The following is an 11,469-nucleotide window of genomic DNA, read 5'->3' on the forward strand; positions in this document are numbered from 1 at the left end:
TAATAATTATTATATTTTTTTTACCACTGAAGATTTCAATTTCATAGCACCCATTCCATCTATTTTACAACTAATATCATGGCCATCTGCTGCATCAACAATAAGTCTAATGTTTTTTGCTTTTGTTCCTATTTTTATTACTGACGAACTTCCATTAACTTTTAAGTCTTTTATTACAGCTACTGTATCTCCGTCTTTAAGTATATTTCCATTTGAATCTTTTATTGTATTTTCCTCTTCTACTTTTTCTTCTTCTGGTATCCATTCATATGAACACATTGGACATACTAACATCATTCCATCTTCATATGTATATTCAGAATTACATTTTGGACAATTTGGTAAATTATTTTCCATATCTATACTCCTTTAAAAAATTATTTGATTTTTTAAAATAAAAACAATATATTATATCATGATAATAGTAAAATTTAAAGTCTTATTTTTTTACTAACTTATAAACTTTATCCTAATTTTAAAACTATTTTTTTTTATATTTTAAAAAGATTTTACAAATTTTATTATTCTTATTAATAAATCTTTATAGAAAAAAATAATGAGAATTAATTATATAGCTCTTATCTATAATAATATTATTTACAATGCATTTTTTCATCAGCTTCATACCAAGGAACTATATATCCTTTTCCTTTGCTACAAAATACTGATGATGATGTATACTCAAGATCACTATCTTTATTATAAGAAATTTTTTTTATTATTTCTTTTTGATTTATACATTTATCATAACCATAAAATCTTAAATCTATACTTGCTTTTCCTCCTGTTATATTTATAAGTTCTTTTGAATAGCCCATAAAACTTGATACCGGTGCTTTTCCATTAATTATAACTTTCTTATTTGATATTTCAGGTACTTCAAAACTTCCATTTAATTTTTGTATATCAGTAATTATTTTCCCTATAAAATCAATGTCTGTTTTTATTTTAAATTCATAAAATGGCTCCAATAAAATATTATCTGCTTTTTCAAGTCCTTGTCTCAAAGCTCTATAAGTAGCTTCTCTAAAATCTCCACCTTCTGTATGTTTTTCATGACTTCTGCCTTTAATTAAAGTTATTTTAATATCAGTAATAGGACTTGCTGTAAGTATTCCTCTATGTTCTCTTTCAAATATATGTTGTTTTACTAAATTTTGATATCCTATTGGAAAATTATCACTAATACATAAATTTTTAAATTGTATTCCGCTTCCTCTGGGCAAGGGTTCTAATCTGAGATGTACTTCTGCATAATGACGAAGAGGTTCAAAATGTCCTTTTCCTACTACAGTATTATTTATAGTTTCTTTATACAAAATTCCTGGTTTTTCAAAACTTATATCAATATTAAATCTATCTTTTATAATATCTTTTAATACTTCTAATTGTATTATTCCCATTACACTTAAATTTAACTCTTTTAAATTTTCATTCCAATTAATCTCTAAAGTAGTATCTTCTTCTGCTAATATTTTAAATATTTTTATTATTTCATAACTATCATTATTATTAAATATAACTTTTGATTTTAAAGTTGGTTTTATATTATATTCTTTTTTATGCTCTATTCCTATACCCATTCCTATAAAACTATTAGCAATCCCCACTATTCCTACTATTTCTCCAGCTTTTGCTTCTTTAGCATTCGTATAATTTTTTCCATTATATATTCTTATTTCATCTATTTTTTCAATAATTTTTTTATTGAAATTATTTTTATCAAAAATTTCTATTTCCTGTTTTAACTTTATTTTTCCTGAATAAATCTTAATAAAACTTACTCTATTTCCATTTTTATCATACCTTATTTTAAATACTCTTGCTTTTAAATCTTCATTTTCAATATATTTTGTTGTAGTTAAAATATCTATACTCTCTAAAAATTCTTTTATTCCTTTATTTAATAAAGCTGATCCCATAAAAACTGGAAATAATAACATATCTTTCATTAAAATTTGTATGTGTTTTATCCATAAATTTTTATTATAACCATTTTCTAAATAATAATCTAATAATTCATAATCTATATCTGCAATATTTTCTGCTGTTTCTAAATCTAATTCTTTATTTATACTCTTTTTTATTAATACAATATCTTTTGTTAAATTTTCTTTTATTTCATTTAAAATATTTGATATATTTATTCCATTTCTGTCAATTTTATTAATAAAAAAAAATATTGGTATATTATGCTCATAAAGTAATTTCCATACTGTTTCTGTATGTCCTTGTATTCCTTCTAAAGCACTTATTACTATAATTGCATAATCTAAAATTTCAATATTTCTCTCCATTTCCTGTGAAAAATCTATATGTCCCGGAGTATCAATCAAAAAATATTTATTATTATTATACTCGAAATATGCTTGTTCTGAAAAAATAGTAATTCCTCTTTCTTTTTCTATTTTATGAGTATCTAAATAAGTGTTTTTACTTTCTATTCTTCCTCTACTTTTTATTATATTTGTGTGATAAAGTATTGTCTCTGCTAAAGTAGTTTTACCCGCATCTACATGAGCAAATATCCCTATTACTTTATTCAATTTATTTCCTCCTAATTTTATTATAACTTATTATAAAATTTAAAGCTTAATTTATATTATTATAATTTTATTTTTATTATATCATATAAATATATTCTTCTCTATGATATAATATTTGAGATCATTATGAAAATAGTTATTCTTATAGTAGTAAAAAAATATAAAAATTATTGAGTAAATAATTAAACTTATTCTGAGGTGATAAAAAATGTTTATAATATTCTCTCCTAGTAAAGGAATGAATTTTAATAATAAAACTATATATGATGAAAAAAACAAATATATTTTTCAAAAAAAATACGAAGAAATATATAACAAGCTAAAAGAATATAAAAAAGTAGATATTGCAAATATTATGAAAATTAAAAATCAAATACTTGAAAATGTATACAATAGTCTTCATAAAAATACTACAAATAATTATTTCCCCGCAATACTTGCATATAATGGAATAGCCTATAAAAATCTTGATATAAAGTCATATGATGATACTATGATCTATTATCTAAATCAGCATTTACTTATATTATCAGCCCTATATGGAATAAATAAACCTTATGATTTAATATCATATTACAGGCTAGACATGACTATGAAAATATTTGAAAATATGAGCCTTTATAAATTTTGGAAAGATGATATAAATAAATATATCGAAATAAATTCTACTGATGATATTATCATTAATCTTGCTTCAAAAGAGTTTTCAAAACTAATTAATAGAAAAAAATATAAGGTTATTGATATTGAATTTAAAGAATTATCAAATGGTAAATTAAAATCAATAGCTACAAATTCTAAAAAAATGCGTGGTACTATGCTAGATTTCATGATAAAAAATAAAATAAAGAATCATGTTTTATTGAAAGAATTTAATATAAATGGATACAGTTTTTCTTATGAAAATTCAAAAGAAAATGTTTATATTTTTATTAAAAATTAAAATTTATAATTATTTTTTATAATAAAAAAGAGATTGATTAGTAATCAATCTCTTTTATCTATATAGTAAACTATTTATTATTTTTGGTGGAAGTGACGGGAATCGAACCCGTGTCCAAGAATAGAGACGCTATAAGCTTCTACAAGCTTAGTCTACATTTAAATTTAATATGTTAACTTCCTGTAGACAAGGATATTAACATACGAGCTTATAAAATTGTCCTAAATATAACTAAGCGAATTATATTTAGTAAGCCGAAATCATTTGATACTCTATAATCTCGTATCGGCATAGAGAAAATAGAGCAAGCTGCGTAAATTAGGCAGCTAAAGCGTAATTTTCGTTTCCATGTAAAAACATGTGTTGATTTTTCACAGGAATCACCCTGACTTGCTACTTATAGTTCCCGTATTCCTGTCGAAACCTTGACACTCCCATAGGTATTATTATATCTAAGGATATAATATATAATTTTATTTTAATATCTATTTATAGATTTCATTGCTTTATCCATTTCTCTTTTTTGAGTTCTTTTAGCTTCTGTTTCACGTTTATCATAATTTTTCTTACCACGTGCTAAAGCTATTTCTATTTTTACTAAGCCTTTTTTTATATATACTGTAAGTGGCACTATTGTATAACCTTTTTGAGATACTTTTTCATATAATTTTCTTATCTCTTTTCTATGTAAAAGAAGTTTTCTTACTCTTAATTGATCTGGAGTATATATACTACTTTGTTCATATGGAGTAACATTCATTCCCATTATAAATACTTCATCTTTTATTATACGTATAAATGCTTCTTTTATACTTGCCTTACCTAATTTTATAGATTTTACTTCACTACCTTTTAATTCAATTCCAGCTTCATATTTTTCTTCTATAAAATAGTCATAATAAGCTTTTTTATTCTTTGCTACGACCATAGATACCACTCCCTTATACTCATTTAATTATTATATCTATTATTTCAAAAAAAATCAAGTTTTTTTTAATATAATTGATATATTAATTTTTTAATGTATAATGTTAATAAAGTTTAAATAATGTTAAAGGTTTTTTCTAAAATTTATAGTATAATATATTAGAAATAGACTTAATATATTTTTGTCAGCTACATAGGTGGGGAGGATCAATGGAATTAAAACAATATGAAGAAAAAATAATATTAGAATATTTTAATAATGATGATAATCATCAATATATACATGCTATTGAAGTTATGAATATGGCACTTGACATTAATAAATTAATTAATTTAGGTCTTAATAAATCTAATATTATTATTGCATCTATAACTCATGATGCTTTTAAATATAAAGGAAATAAAGAACATCCAAATTATGCATATAAATTTATTTTGGATAATGCAGCGCTTATAAAAAAAGAATACAAAATAAAAGACACAGACATCAATATGATTGCAATGGCTTGCTTACAACATCATTCTTATTATATTCAAAACTTTAATTCTCCTTTAGCTGAACTCATTAATTTAGCTAATAGAATTGTTAATAAACATTTTGATTCTGTATTAATGAAGCTTTATAACATTGCTTCTAAAGAAAAATGTTTAATCTTTTATGAAGCAATATTTGATGTATATAGAGAAGCTGATTTTTTATTTTTTCAATCTCAAGATTTATATCCAGAAATATTTAAAGCATACAATTCAACTCCTAAGAAATTTATCATTGAATTTTTAATAAATTATTTCAAAACCAATCTTCTTTGATTTTTTATTGTAGAAATAAAGAAACTATGATATAATTTCTTCTTGCAAGGGATAGCTATCAATTAAGATAGATGTGCCTTACCATAAATTGAAAGGAGAATATATCTATGAAAGCATTAGCTTTATTTTCAGGTGGATTAGATAGTTCACTTGCTATAAAACTTATTAGCGAACAAGGTATTGAAGTAATTGCATTAAATTTTGTTTCTCATTTTTTTGGTGGAAAAAATGAGAGAGCCGAAAGGATGGCAAAACAACTTGGAGTTAAACTAGAATATATTGATTTTAAAGCTTTACATACTGATATTGTTAGAGAGGCTCCACATGGAAGAGGAAAAAATATGAATCCATGTATCGACTGTCATTCTTTAATGTTCAAATATGCTGCTGAAGTATTACTTGAAAAATTTGATGCTAGTTTTATTATAAGTGGTGAAGTTCTTGGGCAAAGACCTATGTCTCAAAATAAAAGCGCTTTAAATCAAGTAAAAAAATTATCTGGTTATAAAGATCTTATCGTTAGACCTCTTTGTGCAAAACTTCTTGAACCAAGTTTACCTGAAAGAGAAGGTTGGATTGATAGAGAAAAACTTCTTGACATTAACGGGAGAAGTAGACAAATTCAAATGGAATTAGCTGAAAAATTTGGTATTACAGAATATCCTAGCCCTGGTGGTGGATGTATGCTTACTGAGCCAAATTATTCTAAAAGATTAAAAATATTAGAAAATGATGGATGTTTATATGAAGAATATTCTTATCTATTTTATTTACTTAGATATGGTCGGTTCTTTAGGCTTGACGAAAAAAAATATTTGTTTGTAGGTAGAGAAAATGATGATAATTTAAAAATATCTGAATATAAAGATAAAGGTTCTCTTCATATTGTTAGTGCTGGTATTCCTGGTCCTGCAATTCTTGGAATTGGAAATTTTACAATAGAAGAAATTGAATTTGCAAAACAAATATTCTCTAGATATTCTAAAAATAAAGGAAAAGAAAAAATAAATGTATTAGTAAATGATAATGTTGAAACTGTTTCTGCTCTTAACTTAAAAGAAATAGAAAATAAAATAAAAAAATATATAATACTTGGAAATTAATTAAAGGTAGACTATATTAGTCTACCTCTTTTATTGACTTTGTATATAATTTTCATAAAATTTTAATGCTTTTGGAGTAACAACTCTTATTTTTTTCACTTTCTCATTTGGCTTGTATGTTTCCGTATTGCAATTTCCATTTTTTTGACAATTATCACAAGTTGTATCAAAATAATGATTATTCAATTCTAAAAAACCTTCTTTTTCTAATTCATCTAATAAATATTCTAATCTATCTTCAGATATTTTTAATTCTGCCATTAAACCATCCATAGTAAACACTTCTTGACTTAATATTAATTTTAATAATGTATATTTCACTATATCACTCCTTTCTCAAAAATATAGAAATAATGTCTTATTAAAGTATAACATATTTTTTGATTAATATAAATAATAAATATAAAGTATTGATTTTATATATTAATACTTTGTTTTATTTATTTTTTTTTGATTAATAAAATAGATTCTAAGTAATTTAGACTTTTTCTTTATAAAATTAGTAAAAATACTTTTTAAAATATTGATTTTATGATAAAATACCTTGAATTCTATTATTTATATGGAGGATAAAAAATGAAAAATAATTTTTCTTCATTGAAAAAAACATGTTCTATTGTAGATTTTACAGACAATAAAGAAATAAAATCTTTAGAAGAAATTGAACAAAGTATAAAGACCACATATCGTAAAAAAATATGGTCAAAATTTATAAAAGCTGTTAAAGAATTTAATTTAGTTGAAGACGGTGATAAAATAGCTATTGGAATTTCTGGTGGTAAAGATAGTCTTTTGTTAGCTAAACTTTTTCAAGAACTAAAAAAAGATAAAAGTAAAAATTTTGAAGTAAAGTTTATAACAATGAATCCTGGGTTTGAAGCTATGGATTTAGAACAACTTAGAAAAAATCTAAACTATTTAAATATTCCTTGCGAGATATTTGAAGCAAATGTATGGGAAGCTGCTTTTAATAAAGATCCTGATAATCCTTGTTTTCTTTGTGCTAAAATGAGACGAGGAGTATTATATAAAAAAGTAGAAGAACTAGGATGTAATAAAATGGCATTAGGACATCATTTTGATGATGTTATAGAAACTACTCTTATAAATATGTTTTATGCTGGTACTGTTAAAACTATGCTTCCAAAAGTAAAATCTACTAGTGATAAACTAACTTTAATAAGACCTTTATTTTATGTAAAAGAGCAAGATATTATAAATTATACAAAATTTAATAGTATAAATCCAATGAGTTGCGGATGTCCTATTGAAGCTGAAAAAACACCTTCTAAAAGAAAAAAAATTAAATTATTACTTAAAGATCTAGCTGAAAAAGATCCAGATATTAAACAAAGAATATTTAATTCCACTAGAAATATTAACCTTGATTATATTCTTGGATATGAAAAAAAAGGTAAAAAATATCTTAACATATAGGTGAATTTAATGAATATTATATATATTAATGATTTCTATGAACTAAATGATAAAACAGTTAATGAATATAATTTTAAAATAGATAATAATACGCTTATAATCAAAAATAAAAATTTATTTAAGTTAACATTTGATTTAACAAAAAATTCTAGAATAAAAATATTACAAAATATAAGAAAAACTTGCAATATAAATATTTGGTTTAATAAATTAACTTCACGAGAAGCTTTAGAATACATAGAAAGTAATGGCTTTAATAAAACATTGCTTAATATGTCTGGAAAAGCTATGCATAAATATAATATGATAGAAGATGGTGACAGAATAGCTATTGGAGTATCCGGTGGTAAAGATAGCCTTACATTAATAAATATTTTATATAGAGTAAAACAGATATCTAATATTAATTTTGATATAATCCCTATTCATATTCACCCAAATACTGATACTTCAAATACCCTACATATAAAAAAATATATCGAAAGCTTAAGATTAAAATTAAAAATAATCGAAACTGATTTAGAAAAATTTTTATTTGAAGAGGGTAATATAAAAAATCCTTGCTTTCTATGCGGAAGAATACGAAGAGGTATTCTATATACATACTTAAAAGAAAATAATATAAATAAATTAGCTCTTGGTCATCATAAAGATGATATTATCGAAACATATCTTATGAATATTTTTTATCAAGGAAATACTCATTCTATGAGACCAAGCTATTTTGCAAAAGAATATGAAATTCAAGTAATTAGACCTTTAGCATTTGTAGAAGAATCTACAACTATAAAATATAGTAAAAAAATAAATCTTCCTATATTAAAATCCTCTTGTCCATATGAAACAAGTGATAATTCTAGAAGGCTTAAAATAAAAAATCTAATAAAAGAATTATCAATAGATAATCCGGATATTAGAAGCTCTATATTAAATGCTTTAAAATCTGATAAAAAAATATAAATATTATTAATAAAAATTTAAAATAAAAAAGCAGGCTAATGCCCGCTTTTTTATTTTAAATTTTCAGCTATTTTTACTTTTGTAAGAGATGCTTCAAGTGCTCTTTGTGTTACTGCAATATCTCTATCTTCTTTTAGTTTAACTAATTTTGCTTTTGCAATTTCAACTTCTTTTTTAGCTTGTTCAATATCGATATCTTTTGCATCCATAGCATCATCTGCTAATATAACTACATTATTATCTTTAATTTCTAAAAATCCACCCGCAACAAAAAATTTTAATTCCTCACTGGTAGATTTTATTTTCATCTCTCCAATAGCTAATTCTGCTACAAAAGGAGCGTGATTAGGTAAAATCCCCATATCTCCTTCTATTGTTCTTAATATAACTCTTTCTACTTCTTTTTCTAATACTATTTTTAAAGGTGTTATTATTTTAAAATTGAAAGTAGCCATTTTTATTCAGCTCCTTCCATCAATTCCCTCGCTTTTGCAACAGCTTCATCTATAGTTCCTACATATAGAAAAGCTTGTTCAGGTAAATCATCATATTTACCTTCTAATATTTCTTTAAACCCTCTAATAGTTTCTTTTATAGAAACATATTTACCTTGCATTCCTGTAAATTGTTCTGCAACTGAAAATGGTTGTGAGAAAAATCTTTCTATTTTTCTTGCTCTATTTACAGTAATTTTATCTTCATCTGATAGTTCATCCATACCTAAGATAGCTATAATATCTTGAAGTTCTTTATATCTTTGAAGTACTCTTTGTACTTCTCTAGCTACATTATAATGCTCATGACCAACTATATCAGCATCCAATGCTCTAGATGATGAATCTAACGGATCAACAGCTGGATAAATTCCTAATGAAGCAATTTTTCTTGATAAAACTGTTGTTGCATCTAAATGCGAAAATGTAGTAGCTGGTGCTGGATCAGTAAGATCATCTGCTGGTACATATACAGCTTGTACTGATGTTATTGAACCTGATTTTGTAGAAGTGATTCTTTCTTGTAAATTACCCATTTCTGTCGCTAAGTTTGGTTGATATCCAACAGCAGATGGCATTCTTCCAAGAAGAGCCGAAACTTCCGATCCTGCTTGAGTAAATCTAAATATATTATCTATAAATAGAAGTACATCTTGTCCTTCTTTATCTCTAAAATGCTCAGCAACTGTAAGTCCAGTAAGAGCAACTCTTAATCTTGCTCCAGGTGGCTCATTCATTTGTCCATAAACAAGTGCAGTTTTGTTTATAACTCCTGATTCAGTCATTTCATCAAAAAGATCTCTTCCTTCTCTTGTTCTTTCTCCAACACCTGAGAATACAGAAAGTCCTCCATGTCCTTTTGCTATATTATTAATAAGCTCCATTATAAGAACTGTTTTACCAACTCCAGCTCCTCCAAATAGTCCAATTTTTCCACCTTTTACATATGGAGCTAATAAGTCTATTACTTTTATTCCTGTTTCAAATACTTCTATTTCTGTTCCTTGTTCTTCAAAACTAGGTGCATCTCTATGAATAGATGCTTTTTCTTCTGCATTTACTTCTCCAGCCTCATCTACTGGCTCACCTAATACATTTAATATTCTTCCAAGTACAGCTTTTCCAACAGGCACTGTTATCGGTGCACCTGTATCTATAATTTCTATTCCTCTTTGAAGTCCGTCAGTTGAATCCATTGCTACAGCTCTTACAGTATTATTACCTAAATGTTGTTGCACTTCCATCACTAGCTTTGTACCATCTTCTTTTATGATTTCTAGTGCGTTATATATTTCAGGTAATTTATCTTCAAACTTAGCATCAACCACAGGACCTATGATCTGAGTAACAAGTCCTTTATTCAAAGTTGTCTGCCTCCTTTTTCATTTTTTTACAATGCTATATAGCGCTTGCTCCACTAACGATTTCAGATATTTCTTGAGTAATTGCAGCCTGTCTTTCTCTATTATATTGTAAAGTAAGATCTGCTATCATCTCTTCTGCGTTATCTGTAGCATTTTGCATTGCTTGTCTTCTTGCTGCATGTTCACTTGCAGTATTTTCTAGTATAGCTTGATATATTTCTATATTCAATGTTTTAGGAATAAGTGTATCTAATATTCCTTCTTCTGAAGGCTCAAAGATATAAGGTACTTTTGATTCACTCTCTTTTCTTTCAATAGGCAACATTTTTTTTGTTGTTACTTCCCATCTTACAGCAGAGTAAAATTTACTATATACCATATATACTTCATCAAATATATCTTCATTATAAAATTCTATAATGTTTTCGGCTATTTCTTTAGCTTTATCAAACATTAATTCTGGTATAAGTTGAATATATTCAGCCTTTAAATCTAATTCTCTTTTTCTAGCATAATCTCTTATTTTTTTACCTACTGCTATTACTGAAATAGATTTATCTGGATTATCTTGTCTTATTTTTTCAAGTGCTTTTATTGCCGTAGAATTAAAACTTCCACAAAGCCCTCTATCAGAAGTCATTACAATTACAGCAATTTTTTTAATATTTTCTTTTCCATCAAATAACGGATGTTTAAGATGTTTTGTAGAAGATACTACATTTGATAAAATTCTAGTTACTCCTTCAGAATAAGGTCTAGAATTTTCTACCATTATAGAAAATCTTCTAAATTTTGTCGATGACACTATATTCATCGCATTTGTTATTTGGTGAGTGCTTTGTACACTTTTAATACGAGTTTTTATTTCTTTCGTTTTAGCCATAT

12 protein-coding genes and 1 other RNA gene are annotated in these 11,469 nt (G+C 25.3%); 5 read left to right on the plus strand and 8 right to left on the minus strand.

Translation table 11 applies throughout. The features are described 5' to 3' along the window. Positions 1-9: 9 nt before the first annotated feature. Positions 10-357: a zinc ribbon domain-containing protein YjdM gene (locus tag EV215_RS05275; RefSeq protein WP_134112959.1), complete on the minus strand. Its 348-nt coding sequence runs from the start codon at positions 355-357 to the stop codon at positions 10-12. 236 nt (positions 358-593) lie between these two features. After that, positions 594-2,546, minus strand: a complete 1,953-nt coding sequence (locus EV215_RS05280) for a GTP-binding protein (RefSeq protein ID WP_134112960.1) — start codon at positions 2,544-2,546, stop codon at positions 594-596. A gap of 208 nt (positions 2,547-2,754) precedes the next feature. On the opposite strand from EV215_RS05280, the gene EV215_RS05285 reads away from it, so the two are divergent. Further along, a complete protein-coding gene (locus tag EV215_RS05285; protein WP_134112961.1) occupies positions 2,755-3,489 on the plus strand; it encodes a YaaA family protein in 735 nt (244 codons plus the stop codon). Between the two features lie 84 nt (positions 3,490-3,573). On the opposite strand, the gene ssrA is transcribed toward EV215_RS05285, so the two are convergent. Both ssrA and smpB read right to left on the minus strand, forming a co-directional pair. Then, positions 3,574-3,925: a transfer-messenger RNA gene (gene ssrA / locus EV215_RS05290) on the minus strand. Positions 3,926-3,967: 42 nt separating this feature from the next. Further along, a complete protein-coding gene (smpB, locus tag EV215_RS05295) occupies positions 3,968-4,417 on the minus strand; it encodes an SsrA-binding protein SmpB (RefSeq protein WP_134112962.1) in 450 nt (149 codons plus the stop codon). Positions 4,418-4,626: 209 nt separating this feature from the next. Here smpB and EV215_RS05300 point away from each other — a divergent pair, with 209 nt between their 5' ends. After that, complete coding sequence (locus EV215_RS05300) at positions 4,627-5,226, plus strand: hypothetical protein (protein WP_134112963.1); 600 nt, start codon at positions 4,627-4,629, stop codon at positions 5,224-5,226. Between the two features lie 107 nt (positions 5,227-5,333). Continuing rightward, on the plus strand, positions 5,334-6,329 hold the full coding sequence (locus tag EV215_RS05305; protein WP_134112964.1) for a 7-cyano-7-deazaguanine synthase: 996 nt from the start codon (positions 5,334-5,336) through the stop codon (positions 6,327-6,329). A 30-nt stretch (positions 6,330-6,359) separates the two neighbouring features. On the opposite strand, the gene EV215_RS05310 is transcribed toward EV215_RS05305, so the two are convergent. Further along, on the minus strand, positions 6,360-6,650 hold the full coding sequence (locus EV215_RS05310; RefSeq protein ID WP_134112965.1) for a hypothetical protein: 291 nt from the start codon (positions 6,648-6,650) through the stop codon (positions 6,360-6,362). A gap of 294 nt (positions 6,651-6,944) precedes the next feature. Between EV215_RS05310 and EV215_RS05315 the strand changes: the two genes are divergently transcribed. Together EV215_RS05315 and EV215_RS05320 are read left to right on the plus strand one after the other, a co-directional pair. Then, positions 6,945-7,766 carry a tRNA 2-thiocytidine biosynthesis TtcA family protein gene (locus tag EV215_RS05315; protein WP_371682585.1) on the plus strand — a complete coding sequence of 274 codons (822 nt, stop codon included), beginning with the start codon at positions 6,945-6,947 and terminating at the stop codon, positions 7,764-7,766. A 9-nt stretch (positions 7,767-7,775) separates the two neighbouring features. Continuing rightward, entirely contained in the window at positions 7,776-8,726 is a 951-nt protein-coding gene (locus EV215_RS05320; protein WP_243832398.1) for a PP-loop family protein, read from the plus strand. A gap of 50 nt (positions 8,727-8,776) precedes the next feature. On the opposite strand, the gene atpC is transcribed toward EV215_RS05320, so the two are convergent. From atpC to atpG, 3 genes are read right to left on the minus strand one after another with little or no spacing between them, the layout of a single operon-like run. Continuing rightward, the gene (atpC, locus tag EV215_RS05325; RefSeq protein ID WP_134112967.1) at positions 8,777-9,181 is read right to left on the minus strand and encodes an ATP synthase F1 subunit epsilon; all 405 of its coding nucleotides are present in this window, start codon (positions 9,179-9,181) and stop codon (positions 8,777-8,779) included. A 2-nt stretch (positions 9,182-9,183) separates the two neighbouring features. Then, positions 9,184-10,584 (minus strand): F0F1 ATP synthase subunit beta, encoded by a 1,401-nt coding sequence (atpD, locus tag EV215_RS05330; protein ID WP_134112968.1) that lies wholly within the window; start codon positions 10,582-10,584, stop codon positions 9,184-9,186. 34 nt (positions 10,585-10,618) lie between these two features. After that, positions 10,619-11,467, minus strand: a complete 849-nt coding sequence (gene atpG, locus EV215_RS05335; protein ID WP_134112969.1) for an ATP synthase F1 subunit gamma — start codon at positions 11,465-11,467, stop codon at positions 10,619-10,621. Between the last annotated feature and the right edge of the window lie 2 nt (positions 11,468-11,469).

The organism is Hypnocyclicus thermotrophus (assembly GCF_004365575.1).
Classification (GTDB): Bacteria; Fusobacteriota; Fusobacteriia; order Fusobacteriales; family Fusobacteriaceae; genus Hypnocyclicus; species Hypnocyclicus thermotrophus.